The organism is Micromonospora sp. NPDC005305 (assembly GCF_040607315.1).
Lineage (GTDB): Bacteria > Actinomycetota > Actinomycetes > Mycobacteriales > Micromonosporaceae > Micromonospora.
Window position 1 is genome coordinate 251,928 of the sequence record NZ_JBEXGL010000004.1, and the last position, 17,753, is coordinate 269,680.

19 protein-coding genes are annotated in these 17,753 nt (G+C 74.5%); 7 read left to right on the forward strand and 12 right to left on the reverse strand.

What is annotated here, in order from left to right; translation table 11 throughout:
- Window positions 1–7 precede the first annotated feature (7 nt).
- The 3 genes from ABZS80_RS09455 (at window position 8) to hisC (ending at window position 2,916) form a co-directional block, all read left to right on the forward strand.
- Window positions 8–721 carry an RDD family protein gene (locus ABZS80_RS09455; protein ID WP_355055284.1) on the forward strand — a complete coding sequence of 238 codons (714 nt, stop codon included), beginning with the start codon at window positions 8–10 and terminating at the stop codon, window positions 719–721.
- Between the two features lie 78 nt (window positions 722–799).
- Window positions 800–1,816 carry an RDD family protein gene (locus ABZS80_RS09460; protein ID WP_355055285.1) on the forward strand — a complete coding sequence of 339 codons (1,017 nt, stop codon included), beginning with the start codon at window positions 800–802 and terminating at the stop codon, window positions 1,814–1,816.
- The gene (hisC, locus tag ABZS80_RS09465; RefSeq protein ID WP_355055286.1) at window positions 1,813–2,916 is read left to right on the forward strand and encodes a histidinol-phosphate transaminase; all 1,104 of its coding nucleotides are present in this window, start codon (window positions 1,813–1,815) and stop codon (window positions 2,914–2,916) included. The genes ABZS80_RS09460 and hisC overlap by 4 nt, the downstream gene beginning before the upstream one ends.
- 117 nt (window positions 2,917–3,033) lie before the next feature.
- On the opposite strand, the gene ABZS80_RS09470 is transcribed toward hisC, so the two are convergent.
- The 5 genes from ABZS80_RS09470 to ABZS80_RS09490 all read right to left on the reverse strand — a co-directional run bounded on the left by ABZS80_RS09470 (window position 3,034) and on the right by ABZS80_RS09490 (window position 7,451).
- On the reverse strand, window positions 3,034–4,287 hold the full coding sequence (locus tag ABZS80_RS09470; protein ID WP_355055287.1) for a PQQ-binding-like beta-propeller repeat protein: 1,254 nt from the start codon (window positions 4,285–4,287) through the stop codon (window positions 3,034–3,036).
- Window positions 4,288–4,373: 86 nt separating this feature from the next.
- A complete protein-coding gene (locus ABZS80_RS09475; RefSeq protein WP_355055424.1) occupies window positions 4,374–4,856 on the reverse strand; it encodes an SRPBCC family protein in 483 nt (160 codons plus the stop codon).
- 110 nt (window positions 4,857–4,966) lie between these two features.
- On the reverse strand, window positions 4,967–5,176 hold the full coding sequence (locus ABZS80_RS09480; RefSeq protein ID WP_355055288.1) for a DUF397 domain-containing protein: 210 nt from the start codon (window positions 5,174–5,176) through the stop codon (window positions 4,967–4,969).
- 141 nt (window positions 5,177–5,317) lie between these two features.
- Window positions 5,318–6,517: a fumarylacetoacetase gene (gene fahA, locus ABZS80_RS09485; protein WP_355055289.1), complete on the reverse strand. Its 1,200-nt coding sequence runs from the start codon at window positions 6,515–6,517 to the stop codon at window positions 5,318–5,320.
- A 76-nt stretch (window positions 6,518–6,593) separates the two neighbouring features.
- Window positions 6,594–7,451 carry a hypothetical protein gene (locus tag ABZS80_RS09490; RefSeq protein ID WP_355055290.1) on the reverse strand — a complete coding sequence of 286 codons (858 nt, stop codon included), beginning with the start codon at window positions 7,449–7,451 and terminating at the stop codon, window positions 6,594–6,596.
- 94 nt (window positions 7,452–7,545) lie between these two features.
- Between ABZS80_RS09490 and ABZS80_RS09495 the strand changes: the two genes are divergently transcribed.
- Entirely contained in the window at window positions 7,546–8,712 is a 1,167-nt protein-coding gene (locus tag ABZS80_RS09495; protein ID WP_355055291.1) for a homogentisate 1,2-dioxygenase domain-containing protein, read from the forward strand.
- On the opposite strand, the gene ABZS80_RS09500 is transcribed toward ABZS80_RS09495, so the two are convergent.
- Both ABZS80_RS09500 and ABZS80_RS09505 read right to left on the reverse strand, forming a co-directional pair.
- Window positions 8,709–9,746, reverse strand: coding sequence for a tetratricopeptide repeat protein (locus ABZS80_RS09500; protein ID WP_355055292.1), 1,038 nt, complete (start codon window positions 9,744–9,746; stop codon window positions 8,709–8,711). The two genes, ABZS80_RS09495 and ABZS80_RS09500, sit on opposite strands and share 4 nt — an antisense overlap.
- 53 nt (window positions 9,747–9,799) lie before the next feature.
- On the reverse strand, window positions 9,800–11,155 hold the full coding sequence (locus ABZS80_RS09505) for a BTAD domain-containing putative transcriptional regulator (RefSeq protein ID WP_355055293.1): 1,356 nt from the start codon (window positions 11,153–11,155) through the stop codon (window positions 9,800–9,802).
- 186 nt (window positions 11,156–11,341) lie between these two features.
- On the opposite strand from ABZS80_RS09505, the gene ABZS80_RS09510 reads away from it, so the two are divergent.
- Window positions 11,342–11,869 carry a hypothetical protein gene (locus ABZS80_RS09510; RefSeq protein ID WP_355055294.1) on the forward strand — a complete coding sequence of 176 codons (528 nt, stop codon included), beginning with the start codon at window positions 11,342–11,344 and terminating at the stop codon, window positions 11,867–11,869.
- A gap of 35 nt (window positions 11,870–11,904) precedes the next feature.
- Here the strand turns inward: ABZS80_RS09510 and ispF are convergent, their stop codons facing one another.
- Complete coding sequence (gene ispF / locus ABZS80_RS09515) at window positions 11,905–12,387, reverse strand: 2-C-methyl-D-erythritol 2,4-cyclodiphosphate synthase (protein ID WP_355055295.1); 483 nt, start codon at window positions 12,385–12,387, stop codon at window positions 11,905–11,907.
- A gap of 183 nt (window positions 12,388–12,570) precedes the next feature.
- Here ispF and ABZS80_RS09520 point away from each other — a divergent pair, with 183 nt between their 5' ends.
- The gene (locus ABZS80_RS09520; RefSeq protein ID WP_355055296.1) at window positions 12,571–13,677 is read left to right on the forward strand and encodes a hypothetical protein; all 1,107 of its coding nucleotides are present in this window, start codon (window positions 12,571–12,573) and stop codon (window positions 13,675–13,677) included.
- 15 nt (window positions 13,678–13,692) lie between these two features.
- Here ABZS80_RS09520 and ispD read toward each other — a convergent pair whose 3' ends face one another.
- Window positions 13,693–14,388, reverse strand: a complete 696-nt coding sequence (ispD, locus tag ABZS80_RS09525) for a 2-C-methyl-D-erythritol 4-phosphate cytidylyltransferase (protein ID WP_355055297.1) — start codon at window positions 14,386–14,388, stop codon at window positions 13,693–13,695.
- 53 nt (window positions 14,389–14,441) lie between these two features.
- Complete coding sequence (locus tag ABZS80_RS09530) at window positions 14,442–14,927, reverse strand: CarD family transcriptional regulator (RefSeq protein WP_007073334.1); 486 nt, start codon at window positions 14,925–14,927, stop codon at window positions 14,442–14,444.
- 327 nt (window positions 14,928–15,254) lie between these two features.
- Here ABZS80_RS09530 and ABZS80_RS09535 point away from each other — a divergent pair, with 327 nt between their 5' ends.
- Window positions 15,255–15,956 carry a hypothetical protein gene (locus ABZS80_RS09535; RefSeq protein WP_355055298.1) on the forward strand — a complete coding sequence of 234 codons (702 nt, stop codon included), beginning with the start codon at window positions 15,255–15,257 and terminating at the stop codon, window positions 15,954–15,956.
- 7 nt (window positions 15,957–15,963) lie between these two features.
- On the opposite strand, the gene ABZS80_RS09540 is transcribed toward ABZS80_RS09535, so the two are convergent.
- Window positions 15,964–16,530, reverse strand: a complete 567-nt coding sequence (locus ABZS80_RS09540) for a hypothetical protein (RefSeq protein ID WP_355055299.1) — start codon at window positions 16,528–16,530, stop codon at window positions 15,964–15,966.
- Between the two features lie 40 nt (window positions 16,531–16,570).
- A complete protein-coding gene (locus ABZS80_RS09545; RefSeq protein WP_355055300.1) occupies window positions 16,571–17,620 on the reverse strand; it encodes a type III polyketide synthase in 1,050 nt (349 codons plus the stop codon).
- Window positions 17,621–17,753: the final 133 nt, after the last annotated feature.

The window sequence follows — 17,753 nt, forward strand, 5'->3', positions numbered from 1 at the left end:
TGTCCGCGTGACCGAGCCTTCCCCCGCGTCTCCGCCGCCCGCCGGGCCCCCGCCCGCGGGCGGCGGCTTCGCGCCGCCGTCCGGGCCGCACCTGCCGCCGCCGCAGCGCACCCCGCCGCCCTACGCCGGGCTGCCGGGCTACCCCCCGCCGCCCCCGGGGTACGCCCCGCACGCCGCCTTCGTGCCGCCCACCCGGGCCCCCAACGGGCAGCCGCTGGCCGGTTTCGGCGACCGGCTGCTCGCCTGGCTGATCGACACCGCGCTGGCGAGCGCGGTGGCCATGGTGCTCTTCCTGCCGGTCTTCCTCTGGCTGTGGTTCCGGATGTTCAACGAGATGATGACGGTCGCCCCGGACGGGACGGTGCCCGAGCCCGACCCGGCCACGATGCTGACCGACTTCTTCCTGCCGGTCCTGCTCGCCGAGGCCGGGCTGCTGCTGGTGATGCTCGCCCTCTACTGGCTCTACCACGTCGAGTACGCCCGCCGGACCGGCCAGACGCTCGGCAAGAAGGCGATGAAGCTGCGCATCGTCCCGCTCGACCCGACCGCGCCGCTGACCCGGGGCGTCCTCGGCCGGCGGTACCTGGTGGAGTTCGTCGCCGGCTCGCTGGTGCCCTTCGCCAACTACCTCGACGGGTTCTGGCAGCTCTGGGACAAGCCCTGGCAGCAGACCCTGCACGACAAGTTCGCCGGAACGGTCGTCGTTAAGGTTGCACCGTGAGCGTGAGGAGTGAGCCGGGTTTGCGAGCCCCGCAGTCGCGAACTGAGATGACGCCGTGAAGCACAGCGAGGCACGGCCGTGAGCGTGCAGGCCGGCTGGTACGTCGACCCCGCCGACCCGGAGACCCGCCGGTACTGGGACGGCGAGGGGTGGGTCGGCGCCCCGATCCCCGTCGACGCCACCCCGCCCGAGGGACCACCGCCGCCCGAGCCGGCACCCGCCGCCGCACCGGCCCCCGTCCCCGCCGCGCCGCACCCGGGCCAGCCGGCCCCGGCGCCTGGCGCGCACCCCGGCGCGCCGGCCCCCGGGCCGTACCCGGGCCCGCCGGCCGGTGGCCCGGGACAGCCGTGGCCGGGACAGGCCGGCCCGTGGCCCGGACAGCCGGGCCAGCCGGGCCAGCAGGGCCAGCCCGGCCCATGGGCGGGACAGCCGGGCCAGCAGGGACCGCCGCCGGGCTGGCCGTACCCCGCCTGGCCGGTACGGCCGCCGGCGCCGCGCCCGCACGGGCTGCCGCTCGCCTCGTACGGCGCCCGGCTGGTCGCCCGCCTGATCGACCTCGGCGTGGTGTTCCTGCTCAACGCCGTGGTCAACGGCTGGTTCGTCTGGCGCTACGTCGAGGAGATCTCGCCGTACCTGCGCGAGTCGGTGCGCCGGTCGCTGGCCGGGGACACCTCCACCGACGGGCTGCCCCAGCCGGGCGAGCAGGCCGCCGGGCTCCAGATCGCCATCCTGCTGATCGCCACCGCGCTGTGGTTCGCGTACGAGGTGCCCTCGATGGCCGCCCGCGGCCAGACCTTCGGCAAGCGGCTCATGGGCGTCCGGGCGCTGCCGGTCGAGGCGGACCAGCCGCTCGGCTTCGGCAGGGCCACCCGGCGCTGGAGCACCCTCGGCCTGCCCACCCTGCTCTGGTACTGCTGCGGCCTGGGCCTGCTGCTCCAGTTCGTGGACGCGGTCTCCCCGCTCTTCGACCAGCCGCTGCGCCAGGCCCTGCACGACAAGCGGGCGCAGACCGTGGTGGTCCAGCTTCCCCGCACCCGGCCCGACACCCGTACCACCTCGCGCGACCGCGCCAACCCCCCGGGAGACACCCCATGACCGACACCGGACGTCACCAGCCTCCGCTGCGGCTCACCCGCGCCGACCTGGACGCGCTGCCCAACTACGTGCCCGGGCGCAGCCCGGCCGACCTGGCCCGGGAGCTGGGCCTGCCCGAGGCGATCAAGCTGGCCAGCAACGAGGTCCCGTACGGCCCGCTGCCCGGCGTCGTGGAGGCGGTCGCCGAGGCGGTCGCCGGCTCGCACCGCTACCCCGACATGGGCGTGGTGGCGCTGCGCCAGGCGCTCGCCGAGCGCTACGGCGTGGACGCCGACCGGATCGCCACCGGCTGCGGCTCGGTGGCGCTGGCCGAGCACCTGGTCCGGGCCACCTGCCTGCCCGGCGACGAGCTGCTCTACTCGTGGCGGTCCTTCGAGGCGTACCCGATCATCGCGGCGACCAGCGGCGCGACCAGCGTGCGGGTGCCGAACGACGCCGGCCACGGCCACGACCTGGTTTCGATGGCGGCGGCGGTGACCGACCGGACCCGGATGATCCTGGTCTGCAACCCGAACAACCCGACCGGCACGGCGGTCCGGAAGGCAGAGCTGGACCGCTTCCTCGACGCGGTGCCGGACGACGTGCTCGTGGTGATCGACGAGGCGTACCGGGAATTCGTCACGGACCCCGAGGTGCCGGACGGCCTGAGCTACCTGGACCGGCCGAACGTGGCGGTGCTGCGCACCCTGTCCAAGGCGTGGGGCCTGGCCGGCCTGCGGATCGGCTGGCTGGTCGCCGAGCCGACCGTGGCAGCCGCCGTGCGCAAGGTGGTCACGCCCTTCTCGACGAGCATGGCCGCGCAGGCCGGCGCCCTGGCCGCGCTCGCGCAGGCGGACGAGGTCGAGCGGCGCTGCGCACTGGTCGTCGCCGAGCGGGACCGCGTCACCGAGGCCCTGCGCAAGTTCGTCCCGGACGTGCCGGACAGCCAGGCCAACTTCGTCTGGCTGCCGCTGGACGAGCGGGCCGTCGAGTTCGGCCGGGCGTGCGAGGCGCGCGGCGTGATCGTCCGGCCGTTCCCGGGCGACGGGGTGCGGGTCACCATCGGCACCCCGGCCGAGAACGACGCCTTCCTGGTCGCCGCCGAGGCCGCGCTGGCCTGACCGGCGCAGGTCCGGGGCCGGTCCGTCAACCCCCTACGGACCGGCCCCGGACGCCTCGACCGACGGGATATTGGGAACTCTAATACCTTTTGTCCGTTTTGTCGAGTGAGCACAAGGTCAGGTCGCGGCCAGGAGCACCGGCTCGGCCATCAGGAAGTACCCCTGGTCGTCGTCGTCCGGACGGGCCCGCTCGCGGAGCCGTTCCACCGCCACGTAGCCGTCCGCCGCGTGTGCCCGGCCGGGCTGCCAGCCGATCCCGTCCCGGCCGATGTCCATGGCGAACCGGGACCGCTCCGCGCCGGTCGTCGGGTCGACGGTGACCAGCTCCCGCGCCTCGGTCAGCAGGTGCACCCGACCCGGCTCGACCGCCAGGATCCGCACCGGTCCCAGGTCGGCCCGGCGCCACAGCTCCGCGCCGGTGCGGGCGGACCGTCCGCTGACCACGCCGCCCGCGATGCCCACGGCGTGCTCGCCGTCCAGCTCGGTGTCCGGGCCGTCCAGGGCGGCAGCGGCAACCGGTTCGCCCGCGCCGGGGACCAGCCACCCCCGGCCGGTCTCGTCGCCCCGCCCGGAGGTACGCAGCCCGCGGCAGGCCGAGTGCCCGTCCCGGCAGCCGAGCGGCGTCACCACGAGCTGCTCCGGGGCGTCCGGCGGTCGCCAGCGGGTCCGTACCGCTCCGGTCGCGGCGTCCCGGAACTCGATCGTGGCCGGCCCGGCGCAGGAGTCCACCCCGAGCAGCTCGCCGGCGGCCGTGGTGCCCACGTCGGCGCGGCAGCCCCGCGCCACCTCCGCACGCCACAGCCGGCGGCCGTCCGCCAGGGCGTACCCGCCCACCGCACCGGGACCGGCGGCGACCAGCACGGCACGGCCGTCTGCGGCCCGGGTGACGTGCAGGCCCGCCGGATCCCAGACCGTGGCGGCGTGGGTCCGGCGCGGCTTCGGCACGTCGCCCGGCTCCGGCCCGTCGGCCCGCCAGGCGACCCGCCCGGTACGCGCGTCCAGCGCCACCAGCTTTCCGTCGGACCAGCGACTGACCACCGTGGTGCCCTCGGCGAGCACCCCGACCAGCTTGGCCGGCCAGCGGCGGTACGACCAGAACGGGGTGACCCGGTGCTTCCCGGAGACGGGCTGGTCCGCGTACACCTGGCGGGCGCCTGCGTAGACGCGGAGCCGGCCGTCCACGACCAGCGGCGCCACCGGCAGCCGGCCGATCACCCCGACCGGCGGGGTCGGCGCGGCCGGGTACGCGCCCCGGGCGACCGTCTCGACCTCGGCGGGCGCGAGGACCCGGAGGATCACGGCGGCCGCCGCCGCGACGGCCAGCACCGCCACGACCGCCACCACGATCCGCCGCCCCGCAGGCTTGCCCATGCCGCACCTCCGCCCGGCACCCTACCCAGCGGAGGTTCCCGGGGGCCGCGCGCCCGGCCGGGGTCGGATCCTCCGGCGGGGTCGGCTCAGGCGGCCTCGGCGGACCGGGTGGGCCCGACAGCCAGCGCCAGGTCGGCCAGGTCACGACGGAGGGCACCCTCCACCGCACGGGCCGCCAGGCCGCCGAGGATCAGCGCCAGCACCCGCCCGTACGCGCGGGTCGGCACCGCCTCGTGCTCGACGGTGACCTCGGTGCAGCCGCGCCGCCGGCGCTCCACGGTGCGCAGCGTCCAGGTGATCCGGTAGTCGGCGCCCGCGCCCTGCGAGCTGAGCACCAGCCGCGCCGGGGCGGCCGCCTCGATCACCAGGAACTCCTCCGACTCGGCGACGCCGTCGGGCCGGACCCGGGTCTCCCGCCAGGCGGTGCCGGGCCCGAGGTCGCCGGGGCTGAGGACATCGACCGCGCCGACCGCGGAGAGCCAGTCGGCCCGCGCCGGGAGGTCGGTGAGGAGTCGCCAGACGTCGACGTCCTGCGCTTCGATGAATGCGGAAACCGTCACCGTCGACATGGCACCTCCCGTGTCGTCCACGGTACGGGCCGTCACCGGGTAAGGGGAGCCTTGCGGTGACATTTCCACCACCGGTGCCCCGATCGGGGCACCGGGCGCGCGGTGAGCGGTCAGGAGTGGAAGGCGTCACCCCGGATCGCGGCGACGAACGCGGTCCAGCCCGGTGGGCTGACCGTGAGCGCCGGACCCTGGGGGTCCTTCGAGTCGCGGACGCCCACCACGCCGTGCGCGGCGACCACGTTGGTCGCCACCTCGACACAGAGGCCCTGATCGTTGGAGCGGCTGCTGGTGCGCCAGACGGCGCCGGTCAACTCGGTCATCCTCGCGGTCCTTCCTGTTCCACTCGGGTGCGCCCCGGCTCGCACCGCCGGGGCGTACGCAATCCGCGACGATCAACGGCGCAGGAAACGCCCCCGGTCGCACAGCGGGTGCGACCGGGGACGGAGAGTGAACAGGCCGACTCAGCGGGCCGGCAGGACGGTGCCGCTGACCTCGCCGAGGGCGATCGTGGTGCCGTCCGGGCCGGGCGCGGTGGCGGTGATCGTCACCGTGTCGCCGTCCTCCAGGAAGGTGCGGGCGGCGCCGTCGGCGAACTTGACCGGCTCGGCCCCGCCCCAGGTCAGCTCCAGGAACGAGCCGACCTGCCCGCGCTCCGGGCCGGAGACGGTGCCGGAGGCGTAGAGGTCGCCGGTCCGCAGGGAGGCGCCGTTGACGGTGAGGTGGGCGAGCTGCTGGGCCGGGGTCCAGTACATGGTGGCGAAGGGCGGTTCGGCGACCCGCTCCCCGTTCCACTCGACCGACAGGCTCAGGTCGAGTCCGAGGTGCGGGGTGTCGCGCAGGTAGTCCTGGACCGGCGGGTCCTGGTCGGGCGCGGGCACGAAGGCGTCGGCCAGCGCGTCCAGCGGGGTGACCCAGGCCGAGACCGAGGTGGCGAAGGACTTGCCCAGGAACGGGCCGAGCGGCTGGTACTCCCAGGCCTGGATGTCCCGGGCCGACCAGTCGTTGACCAGCACCACGCCGAAGACGTGGTCGGCGAAGTCCGCGACCGGAACCCGGTCACCGAGCCGGCTCGGCACCCCGACCACGAAGCCGACCTCGGCCTCGATGTCCAGCCGGACGGAGGCGCCCGTGGTCGGGCCCTGCGCGGTGGCCCGCTGGCCGGCGGGGCGCACCACGGGGGTGCCCGAGACGACCACGGTGCCGGCCCGGCCGTGGTAGCCGATCGGCACGTGCTTCCAGTTCGGCAGCAGCGGCGGCTGGCCGGGGCGGAAGATCTGCCCGACGTTCGACGCGTGGTGCTCGGACGAGTAGAAGTCGACGTAGTCCGCGACCTCGAACGGGAGCAGCAGCTCCACCTCGCGCAGCGGCACCAGCAGCGGCTCCACGGCCGGCCGGTGCGCCGGGTCGGTGAGCAGCTCGGTGACCCGCTGCCGCACGGCGGTCCACTGCGGACGGCCGAGCGCCATGAAGTCGTTGAGGGTGTGCCGCCCGAGCGCGCCGGCGGCCAGCACCAGCCCGGCGGCCTCCGCACCCGCCAGGTCCAGCACGAAGTCACCGATGCGCACGCCGATCCGCGGCTCGCGGTCGCCCTGCCGGAACACCCCGTACGGCAGGTTGGTCACCCCGTACGGCGAACCCGCGGCACCCGTCACCCAGCTCATGCCGCCACTCCGCTTCGCTCCGTGCCGCCATGAGGCACCATCGCACTGAGCCTGCTGATTCGCTCGCTGCGCTCGCTCATTCGTCAAAGCCCCCGTTCACCAGCCCCAGCCGGATCAGATCGGTCAGTGGTTCGGAGATGCTGCACGAGCCGTAGCCGACCCAGAGCGGCCGCTCGGCCTCCTGGTGCGCCCGGGCCAGCTCGACCACCCGGAGCGGGTCCGTGGCGGCGAGCAGCTCGGCCACCCCGTCGACCTCGGCACCCCCGGTGGCGGCCAGCGTCGCCGCCAGCACGTTGACGAACCCGTGGTGGGTGAAGCCGGTCTCCGGGTCCCGGTGCCGGAGCGCCTGGTGCAGCCCGGCGGTCAGCTTGAACGGCAGCCCCCGGTCCCGGCAGGCGCAGATCACCCCGGCCAGCTCCACCGGGGTCGGGAAGAGTTCGGCGGCCAGCCCGCCGGTGCGGAACTTGGCGGCCACGGGCAGCCCGCCGGCCCGCGCCGCGGCGAGGGCGTCGAGCGCGCCCATCAGTCCGAAGGTCAGCGGGATCTCCGCGTACACGATGGTGCCGGTGCGGCGCTCGGCGAGCTTGAGCAGGTCGGCCAGGCCGGGCTGCGGGTCCTCGCCGCGCTTGGCGACGGGCGCCTCGACCTGGCGGACGGCGAGCCGGGCGTCCGCCTCGGCCAGGGCCGCCTCCAGGCGGCCGACCGGCACGTCGCCGATCACGCCGACCGCCAGGGTCGCCTCCGGAGCGAGCAGGTCGGGCAGGTCCGGCAGCGTCGAGGCGGGCAGCAGCAGCGGGCCGACCAGGTCGGCGTACCACCCGGTCCGATGCCGGCGGTGGGCGGTCACGGCGTCCGGCAGCGCGGCGCTGCCGGGCGGGAAGACCGCCGCGTCGTCGACCAGGCCGGCGAAGAGGCGGGGCACCTGCGTTGACACGAGACAAGAATCTACGGGACGCTACAAGGAACGGACAACTGCGTCCGATTATCGGACGTCACCGGCCGGAGAACGGGACATATCGGGAGGCGAGATGCCGTACTACCGCAGCGTCGGCGAGGTGCCCCGCAAGCGCCACACCCAGTTCCGCCAGCCCGACGGCACCCTCTACGCCGAGGAGCTGGTCGGCCAGGAGGGCTTCTCCTCCGACTCGTCGCTGCTCTACCACCGGCACGCGCCCACGGCGATCGTGGCCGCCGAGGAGTTCGCCCCGCCCGCCTTCACCCGCGCGCCAAACCTGCCGCTCAAGCCGCGCCACCTGCGCACCCACAAGCTCGACGGTGCCGGCGCCGACCCGGTGCTCGGCCGGCAGTACCTGCTCGCCAACGACGACGTGCGGATCGCCTACGTGCTGGCTGACCGGCCGTCGCCGCTGTTCCGCGACGCCACCGGCGACCACTGCCTCTACGTGGAGTCCGGGGCGCTGCGGGTGGAGTCGCCGTTCGGCGTGCTGGAGGCGGTGGCCGGCGACTACGTCGTCATCCCCACCTCGACCATCCACCGCCTCGTGCCCACCGGCGACGAGCCGACCCGGCTGCTCGCCATCGAGGCCGCCGGCCACGTCGGCCCGCCCAAGCGCTACCTGTCGGTGCGCGGGCAGTTCCTGGAGCACTCGCCCTACTGCGAGCGCGACGTCCGCGGACCGGACACCCCACTGCTGGTCGACGGGACCGACGTCGAGGTGCTGGTCCGCCACCGGCGGGGTTGGACCCGGTACGTGTACGCGAACCACCCGTTCGACGTGGTCGGCTGGGACGGGCACATGTACCCGTGGGCGTTCTCCATCCACGACTTCGAGCCGATCACCGGCCGGATCCACCAGCCGCCGCCGGTGCACCAGACCTTCCAGGGCCCGAACTTCGTGATCTGCTCGTTCGTGCCGCGCAAGGTGGACTACCACCCGGGCGCCATCCCGGTGCCGTACAACCACCACAACGTCGACTCCGACGAGATGCTCTTCTACACCGGCGGCAACTACGAGGCCCGGCGCGGCTCCGGCATCGAGCAGGGCTCGATCTCGCTGCACCCGTCCGGCTTCACCCACGGCCCCCAGCCGGGCGCCGCCGAGCGGTCGATCGGGGCGGAGTTCTTCGACGAGCTGGCGGTCATGGTGGACACCTTCCGCCCGCTGGATCTCTGCGACGCCGCGACCGCCTGCGAGGACGACGCGTACGCCTGGACCTGGGCGCGCCGGGCCTAGCGCCGGGGGTGGTGGCCGGGCCGGGCGAGCACGACGAACTCGGCCACCACCGTGGCCGTGATCCCGGCGACCAGCGGCCACGGGCCGCCGACCAGCGCGTAGAGCACCAGCAGCACCGGGGCGGCGGCCACCGCGCACACGGCCAGGGCCAGGCCGCGGTCGGCACGGAACAGCCCCGGCAGGATGGTGTCCAGCAGACCGGGCAGCCGGGCCGCGTACCGCCAGGCCAGCAGAGCGCCGCCGAGCGCGGTGAGCACCGCGAGGACCCGGGACGGACCCGACGCGACCGGGGCCAGGAAGGCGACCAGCACGGTGGCCACCAGCGACCAGCCCGCGCCGTAGAGGACCAGGTCGCGCAACCCCTCGCCGACGGTCCGGCGGGTGTCGCCGCCGGCCGGGTCCAGGGCCGCCGACTCGGCCAGGTGTTCCAGCGCCTCCGCGTAGCGGCGCTGCTCCAGCCGGATCACACCCGTGTCGTGCCGCGCCTCGGCCAGCTCCGGATCCAGCCGCAACGCCTCCCGGTAGGCCCGCTCAGCCAGGTCGTACAGCTCCAGCCGGGCCGCGACCAGACCGAGCACCAGGTGCGCCTGGGCGGTGTCCGGAGCCAGCTCCACACCGCGCCAGGCGGCGTTGAGCGCGGCCTGCCCGTTGCGCGCGCCGGCCAGGATCGCGGCGGCGCTCCGCTGGGCGTACGCGTCGTCCGGGCCGAGCGCCAGCATCTCGTCAGCCGTGCTCGCGGCGGCCTTCCACCGGCCCAGGTCGACCAGGGCGAAGCCGCGCGCCACCAGCGGCGCCACGGTCCCGGGGGCGGCGGCCACGGCGGCCTCGGCGATCGGGAGCGCCTCCGCCGGCCGGGCTGCGGCGAGGTGCACCCGGGCCAGCATGGTCAACGCCGCGGCGTTGCCCGGATCGGTGGCGAGCGCCCCGTCGAGTTCCTCGGCGGCCTCGTCGTACCGGCCCAGTTCGGCGAGGAGCTGCGCGCGCTGGACGAAGCCGTCGGCGGCGGACTGGTCGGGGGCGGCGTCGTTCGGCATCCCGCCGAGCGTAACCGCCGACCGCTGCCCCCGCCGCCGGCCGCGGACGCCGGTCAGGCGCTGTGGCAGCGGGACCGGTCCGGCGAGCGCCCGCAGGTACCCAGGCTGCACCAGCGCCGCAGCCCGCTCTCGTCCAGGAAGAGCCAGCCGCACCGCTCGTCCGGGCAGATCCGGAGGGCGAGCCGGCGCGGGTCGGCGAGCAGTTGGGCCGCACTCCACGCGACCGCGTGCAGGGGCATCCGGAGCCCGGCCGCGAGGTCCGGCCACCAGCGCCCGCGACCGTCGGTCTCACGCCGGAACACCAGCTCCTTCGCGGCGGCCTCCGCGGCCCGGGCGACCACCTCGAACCCGTGCCGGCCGTCCGGGTCGGTCAGGCACCCGTACAGCGCGTGCCGCAGGTCCCGGGCCTCGGCGAGCACCGCCTCGGCCCGGTCCGGGTTCCGCCGGGCCAGGTGCAGCAGCCGGCTCACCGAGACGTCGTCGACCAGCCCCACGTGCCCGGCCCACACGGCCAGGGTGCGGTAGCCGCGCAGCCACTCGGCGCCCGGCAGCGGCGGTTCGTGCCCCCACCCGGCGAAGGTGTTGCAGAAGTCCAGCGCCGGGTGCCCCCCGACGCTCCAGGGCAGGCACTCGTCGCGTACCCGGACCTCGTAGACGGGCCGCCCGGGCCGGTCCAGGCGGTCGTCGCCCCGCAGGATCCGGCGGTGCACCTCCCGCAGGCGCGGTCCCGGTTCGACGCCCAGCTCGTCCACCAGCAACTGCCGGGTGGTCCCGTACAGGCGCAGCGCGTCGGCCTGGCGGGCACCCCGGTACAGCGCGGTCATCAGCACGGCGACGAGCTGTTCCCGGGCCGGGTGCCGGGCGGCCAGGGGCATCAGCTCGGCGATCGCCCGCGCGTGCTGGCCCAGTGCGAGCTGCGCCTCGGCACGCAGCTCGACGGCGACCAGCCGGAGCTCCTCGACGGTCCCGTGCAGCCGGTCCCGCAGCTCGCCGTCCGCCGCGTCGGCGAGCAGCGGCCCGCGCCAGAGGGCCAGTGCCCGGTCGAGCAGCCGCACCCGCTCGGCGGGGCCGGCGGCGGCGCCGGCCGCCCGCACCAGCTCGCCGAACTCGTCGACGTCGACGCGGTGCCCGTCGGCCTCGACGAGGTAGCCCCCACCCCGGGTGCTGATCCGCACCCCGTAGGGCGTCAACGCCCCGCGCAACCGACCGATGTACGTCTGCACGGCACCGCGCGCCGACGCCGGCGGCCGGCCGCCCCAGAGCAGGTCGATGAGGCGGTCGGTCCGGACCACCCGTCCCGTGTCGAGCAGCAGCACACCGAGCAGGCAACGCTCCTGGCGGCGGCTGCCGACCTCGACCGGCCGGCCTTGGTGGCGGGCCTCGAAGGGTCCGAGCAGGCGGAACTCCATACCGAACAGACAGCCTGGCGCGGGCCGGCGGTTGTCATCCGCAGGTGAGCGGATGGTGAGCGCGCCGGCGGCCGGTCCGGCAGCCGGGCGGACCGGGCCGGCTGGAGCGGCAGGCGTGGTGAGTCCGTGGTGAGCGGGCCCGGTGATCCTGGTCCGGCCCTGACCAGAAGCACGGATGGAGTGACCATGCGTTTCAGGATGAGCGTCGCGGTGGCGTCGGTCGTGGCCGCGATCGTCGCGGCCCTGCCCGGCTCGGCGTCCGCCGCGACCGGCGGCAGCGGCCACGGCGCCTGGGAGCCCGCCCCGCAGGAGGCGTTCGAGATGCCCGCCGGCGCCCGGTGCGACTTCGCGGTGCGGGTCGAACCGATCGTCGACGAGGTCCGGAAGCTGACCCTGGCGACGTACCCGGACGGCTCGCCGAAGCGGGAGCTGTTCACCGGCGCCCTGATCGACCGGGTGACCAACCTGGAGACCGGAGCCACGTCCACGGCGGACGCGAGCGGCACCGCACTGGTCGTCTACGGCACCGACGGGTCGATGACCTGGTACGTGACCGGGCCGGTGCTGCTCGGCTTTCGGGAGAACGCGGGCTCGCTGCCGAAGGGGCTGTGGATCGTCGACGGCCAGTTCACCGTGGAGTTCACGCCCACCTTCGACAAGACCATCACGATGCTCCACGGCACGACCCACAACGTCTGCACCGACGTCGACTGACCGGGCGCGGCGACCGGGCCACCCCGGTCGCCGCGTCACGCCGCCGGCGCCTCGTACACCAGGGCCACCGCGATCCCGGTCAGCCCCTCGCCGCGGCCGGTGAAGCCCAGGCCGTCGGTGGTCGCGGCGGAGACGGTGACCGGCGCGCCGACCGCTGCGGAGAGCACGCGCTGCGCCTCCTCCCGGCGGGGACCGATCTTGGGCCGGTTGCCGACCACCTGGACCGACACGTTGCCGATCTCGAAACCGGCCGCCCGGACCCGCCGGGCGCTCTCGGTCAGCAGGGCCACCCCGGACGCGCCCGCCCACTCCGGCTGGTCCACCCCGAAGTTGGCGCCCAGGTCGCCGAGGCCGGCCGCGGAGAGCAGGGCGTTGCAGGCGGCGTGCGCCGCCACGTCGGCGTCGGAGTGGCCGGCCAGGCCGTCCTGGTCCGGCCAGTGCAGGCCGGCGACCCAGCAGGGTCGCCCGGCCACGAAGGCGTGCACGTCCGTCCCGATGGCCACCCGAGGAACGATCATGAACCGAGGGTACGCGTCGGGTCGGTTTCGGACTCGTGCAGCGTCCTTGACTGCCCGGTCGAGCCGAGTTAACTTACTGACGTACGCCCCAGTGTCGCCTCTGCCTCGTGCACGCGCCTGGGGCTCCTTTCGTTGCGGCGTGTGCTGCCGCCATCACGCTCCGGGTGTGCCTAGCATCCCTCCGTGACGGTCCACCCCTACGCACGAACGATCCGGCACTGGCTCTCACCCGGGCGCTTCCAGACCTATCTGGCAGCCGCGGGGGGTGACGACAGCGAGGCCTGCGAGCTCTACGAATGGAGCGCGGCACTGACCGCCGCTTCCTTCGAGGCCTTCCACTACGTGGAGGTGGTCATCCGCAACACCATCGACCGGGTGCTGCAGGAGCACCTGAACGAGGCCGAGCGCGGCATCCCGTGGTTCCTCCTGCCGATGGGCGGCAGAAAGGAGACGCAGGAGCGCATCGACCGGAACGTGATGGAGGTCCGCAACCGGCTCCGCCGGGAACACCCGGGAAAGGAGACGCGCGATCAGATCATCGCGGGGCTGAGCTTCGGATTCTGGGTCGCGCTCTTCGGCTCGGAGCACGAACAGTTGTGGCGCGATGCCCTCCACCGGGCGTTTCCCCACTCCTCCGGCAAACGGCACGATGTCGCCAGCGCGCTGAACGCCCTCCGGGTGTTCCGCAACCGGCTCGCCCACCACGACTCGCTCCTGGCGACGGACGTACCGTTCCGCCTCACCCAGATGCTCGACGTGGTGCGCTGGGCCGACCCAGACGCCGCCGCCTGGCTGGCGGCCAACGAGCGGGTCACCGAGGTGCACGGCCGGCGACTCACCGCGCGGAACGACACCGTCGTGGTGCCCGCCCGGGACGCCTGGGGCCTCTACCAGTCGGCACGCGCCTACGTCTGCCAGCCAGGTCGCTCGTTTCAGCCGGTCGACCACCTGGCGTTCTACTCGCAGCGGCAGATCCACCCCGAGATCCCGAAGATCCTCTTCCGGTTGGACAACGTCGACTGGACGGCCGGTGAGGTGAACCGGCTGCGCACCACCGGGCTGACCCGGGACGCGCAACTGGCCGACATCATCGAGACCAGCTGGAAACATGGTTGGACCGAGGGTCGGTACCAGGTGTTCGGGCTCAGCGCGCCGGGCTCGGCCGGCCATCTGACCCTGTCTGCGCCGGTCCCCCACCACCCGCGAGGCAGGGGCAGCGCGTTCACCCAGGGGCAGCGCTACGTCGTCCGGGACCGGCTGCGCCGGGCGTCCTCGACAGCCGACCTGTGAACGCCCCGGTACGCGTCAGGCGCCGGTGGCCAGCAGGTGCTCGGCCAGGGCCAGGTCGAACGGGCGGGTGATCTTCAGGGCCAGCTCCGACCCGGGTACGCAGACCACCGCGACGCCGAGCTTCTCGACAAGGCCGGCGTCGTCGGTGAGCGCATCGCCGGCCGCCTCGTGGGCGGCGGTCAGCACCGACCGGCGGAAGCCCTGCGGGGTCTGCACCGCGCGCAGGGCGGCTCGGTCGACCGTGCCGAGGACCCGCTCGCCCGCGTCGACCTCCTTGACGGTGTCGACCACCGGCAGCACCGGGATCACCGCGTCGTGGCCGCCGCGGACGGCCGCGGCCACCGACTCGACCAGCTCGGGCGGGGTGAGCGCCCGTGCCGCGTCGTGGACGAGGATGATCTCCGGTCCGGCGGGGACGGCGGCCAGCGCGGCGGCCACCGACGCCTGGCGCTCGGCGCCGCCGGGGACGACGGTCACCGGGGCCACCGGCGCGAGCAGCAGCCGCACCGACTCGACGTCGGCGGCCGGGGCGGCCACGACGATCGTGTGCACCGAGGGTGCAGCGGCGATCCGGCGGACCGCATGCACCAGCAGCGGCTCGCCGGCGAGCGGCCGGAGCGCCTTGGGGGCGCCCGGGCCGAGGCGTACCCCCGCCCCGGCCGCAGGAACAAGGACCGCGACGTCACCGCGCGGATTGAGCTGCGCGGTCACGTCGCGGTCCTCGGATTCGTTTGCTACGGGGTGGGTACGACGACTGCTGTGGATCAGGCCTCGGTCAGCACCTTGTCGAGCAGCGTCTCCGCCTCGTCCTTGGTGCTCTTCTCGGCCAGCGCGACCTCGCCGACGAGAATGTCGCGCGCCTTGGCCAGCATGCGCTTCTCACCCGCGGAGAGACCCCGCTCCCGCTCCCGGCGCCACAGGTCGCGGACGACCTCGGCCACCTTCAGCGGGTTACCGGAGGCCAGCTTCTCCAGATTCGCCTTGTAACGCCGCGACCAGTTGGTCGGCTCCTCGGTGTGCGGTGCACGGAGCACGTCGAAGACCTTGCCCAGGCCCTCTTCGCCGACCACCTCTCGCACACCCACGATCTCGGCGTTCTCGGCGGGCACCCGGACCGTCAGGTCACCCTGCGCGACCCTCAGGACGAGGTACTGCTTAGGCTCGCCCTTGATGACCCGAGTCTCGATTGCCTCGATGAGTGCGGCCCCGTGGTGGGGGTAAACAACGGTCTCGCCGACACTGAAAACCATAGGTTCGAAACCCCTTTCGCTGTGTCTAGGGTAACACGCTCAGGCACCGATGTCTCACCGCTGTCCTGACCGTTGGCGCAGCTCAGGGGCCCTGTGAGAGGTATTTCTTCAGCTTGACAGGCGGTCAAGCCGATGGTTTCGACACGCTCCGTGACCATCGGATGACAACCCGGTAAGAGTGACGGAAGCGTTCATATCTAGGGCTATGCGCTCCTTCCATGGTAGCTCCGGAATTCCACCTGCGCCCAGGTGTGGCGGTACGACGACCGGTGCGGGACCCTGGAGATGGACTGACGCCCGCTCACCGAGACGGTTCCTGGGGGTCCGATGGGCATGCCTGACGCTGAAGGCCACGGGCCACCGGACGGGCTTCCCGACCTGCCCCCGGAGTGGGGCCGGGTGGTCGTCCCCGACGACGCCTCGGCGCTGGCCGAGGAGGCCCGCCAGGTCCGCCGCGAGCTGCGCCGGGCCGACCGCCAGGCCGGCCAGGGGCCACACCTCGGTCCGGCCGTCCGGCCGTCGATCGGGCTGCCGGTCCTGGTCCTCCTGGTCGCCGTGCTGATCACCCTCACCGGGCTGGCCGCCGTCACCTGGCCCCGGGCCAGCCGCTCCGGGGGCGCGCCCACCGTGCTGCCGTACCCGACGGCCCCCGTCGGGCCGCTGCCCGCGCTCGACCTGGTCGGCCCCGACGACGCACCGGTGCCGCTGCGCAGCCTGCTACCCGCCATGATCGTCCTGGTGGACGCGTGCGCCTGCACGGAGCAGGTCAGCATCGCGGCGGCCGCCGCGCCGCCGGGGGTCACCGTGGTGACCGTCACCGAGGACCGCGCCGCCGGTGCGGCCACCGCACCGGGGGTACGCCCGCTCGCCGACCCGGCCGGCGGCCTCCGCTCCTACCTGCACCTGTCCGCCCATCCCGGCACGGCCGCCGCCCTGCTGGTGGACCGGCAGGGCGCCCTAGTCCGGGTGGTGCCGGAGCTGGGGCCGGTGACCGACTACCGCGACGACCTGGCGCGGCTGGCCGGCTGACCCGCGCTCAGTTGAGCTCGTCCAGCCGGGCGTCGAGGTCGACCTGGTCGCGGGCCGCGGTGAAGCGCACCAGGAGCGGCCCGCCGCGCGCCGTCACCACCACGCGGTCAGCCGGCCCGTTGCAGCTCAGCCCCAGCTCCGTCTCGTCCTCTGACGAGCCGGTGAACCCGACGGAGACCGCGTCCGCGCCCGAGCACGAGACTGTGAGCAGGAACCGGGCGCCGTCCGACGCATTCGCCCGGCGGGTCACCGGGCCGCCGTCCGGCATCAGGAGGGACTGCTCCCGCCACACCGTGTGCGAGACGTCGCGCCACCGCGCCGCCCCGTCGGGATTCTCCTCGATCACCACCGGCTCGTCCGGATCCGCCTCCGACCCCGGCAGCACCCGCCCGGTCTTCGCGTCAAGCGTCACCCGGAGGCCGGGTTGGAGGAAGGCGCCGGCGGACGCGGCGGGGTCGGGCCCGGTCCGCCCCAGCGCCGGCTCCGCCGCCCGCCACCAGGCCGCGCCGGCCACCAGCGCCGCCACCGTCAGGCCGGCCAGCAGCGCGCGCCGGATCCGCTCGTCGGGAGCCACGCGCAGAGCGTATCGGCGCGCGGCGGCGGCCACCGACCCGTCAGGCGGTGCGCTCCAGCAGGGCCGCGTAGAGGGTGAGGCCCGGCCCGAAGGCCAGCATCACCACCCGCTCCGGTGGTGTCTCCGCCCGGCGCAGCCGGTCCAGGATCAGCAGCACCGTCGGCGACGAGCAGTTGCCGTGCTCGTCCAGGACGGCCCGGGACGCGGCGAGCGCCGTCGGCGGCAGGGCCAGCTCCCGCTCCACCACGTTGAGGATGCGGGGACCTCCCGGGTGCACCGCCCAGCCGTCCACGTCGTCGCGGTGCCACCCGTGGCGGGCCAGCAGGTCGTCCACCAGGCCGCGGACGTGGTGCGAGAGCACCTGCGGCACCTTCGGTGACAGCCCCATCCGGAAGCCGGTGTCGGTGACGTCCCAGGTCATGTGGTCGGCCGTGGAGGTGTCGGTGACCGAGGTGACCTCGCGCAGCGCGTACCCCCGGCCGCCGGGGACGACCACGGCGGCGACCGCGGCGTCCGAGAAGAGCGCGTGCGAGACGATCTGCTGGGTGTCCACCCGGGCGCCCGGCGGCTGGATGTGCAGGCTGGTCAGCTCCGCGCAGAGCAGCAGCGCGGGGCGGCCCCGGGCCGTCACGAAGTCGCTCGCCGCGCCCAGCCCGGGCAGGGCCGCGTAGCAGCCCATGTGCCCGACGAACATGCGCTGGGTGTCCGGGGCCATGCCCAGGTCCCGGGCGAGCAGGATGTCCAGCCCCGGGGTGGCGTACCCGGTGCAGGAGCAGACCACGAAGAGCCCGACGTCACCGGCGTCCAGACCGGCGGCGGTCAGCGCCCGGCCGACGGCCTCCTTGCCCAGCGGCAACGCCTCGACCTGGTACCGCCGCATCCGGCGTTCCGTGGGCCACTCCGAGACGTCCTCCAGCAGCGGGTTCACCGCCGCCTGCCGGCGGGACACCCCGGAGTTGGCGAAGATCCGCTCGGCCAGTGCCCGGGTGGTCCCGGAGAAGTGCTTCGCGAAGAAGCCCGCCCACAGCTCGTCCTGCGCGGCGGACGGCGGCTGCGCCGTACCCAGGCCCGCGATCACCGGCACGCCCATGTCCCCCACCTCTCGTCCCGCAACCCCACGCTTCACCAACGAGGCCCGCCCGCTCACGACTGCGGCCCTCGCAAAACCGATTCACCAAGCCGCCTTTCGTTCGCGACTGCGGGGCTCGCAGGACCGGCTCACT

Excerpts from the sequence above, each read along its gene's own strand:
- ABZS80_RS09530 (WP_007073334.1), bottom strand. The coding sequence starts at position 14,927 with ATGGTTTTCAGTGTCGGCGAGACCGTTGTTTACCCCCACCACGGGGCC.
- ABZS80_RS09505 (WP_355055293.1), bottom strand. The coding sequence starts at position 11,155 with ATGGAGTTCCGCCTGCTCGGACCCTTCGAGGCCCGCCACCAAGGCCGG.
- ABZS80_RS09475 (WP_355055424.1), bottom strand. The coding sequence starts at position 4,856 with ATGTCGACGGTGACGGTTTCCGCATTCATCGAAGCGCAGGACGTCGAC.
- ABZS80_RS09480 (WP_355055288.1), bottom strand. The coding sequence starts at position 5,176 with ATGACCGAGTTGACCGGCGCCGTCTGGCGCACCAGCAGCCGCTCCAAC.
- ABZS80_RS09510 (WP_355055294.1), top strand. The coding sequence starts at position 11,342 with ATGCGTTTCAGGATGAGCGTCGCGGTGGCGTCGGTCGTGGCCGCGATC.
- ABZS80_RS09495 (WP_355055291.1), top strand. The coding sequence starts at position 7,546 with ATGCCGTACTACCGCAGCGTCGGCGAGGTGCCCCGCAAGCGCCACACC.
- ispF (WP_355055295.1), bottom strand. The coding sequence starts at position 12,387 with ATGATCGTTCCTCGGGTGGCCATCGGGACGGACGTGCACGCCTTCGTG.
- fahA (WP_355055289.1), bottom strand. The coding sequence starts at position 6,517 with ATGAGCTGGGTGACGGGTGCCGCGGGTTCGCCGTACGGGGTGACCAAC.
- ABZS80_RS09535 (WP_355055298.1), top strand. The coding sequence starts at position 15,255 with ATGGGCATGCCTGACGCTGAAGGCCACGGGCCACCGGACGGGCTTCCC.
- ABZS80_RS09545 (WP_355055300.1), bottom strand. The coding sequence starts at position 17,620 with ATGGGCGTGCCGGTGATCGCGGGCCTGGGTACGGCGCAGCCGCCGTCC.
- ABZS80_RS09500 (WP_355055292.1), bottom strand. The coding sequence starts at position 9,746 with ATGCCGAACGACGCCGCCCCCGACCAGTCCGCCGCCGACGGCTTCGTC.
- ABZS80_RS09470 (WP_355055287.1), bottom strand. The coding sequence starts at position 4,287 with ATGGGCAAGCCTGCGGGGCGGCGGATCGTGGTGGCGGTCGTGGCGGTG.
- hisC (WP_355055286.1), top strand. The coding sequence starts at position 1,813 with ATGACCGACACCGGACGTCACCAGCCTCCGCTGCGGCTCACCCGCGCC.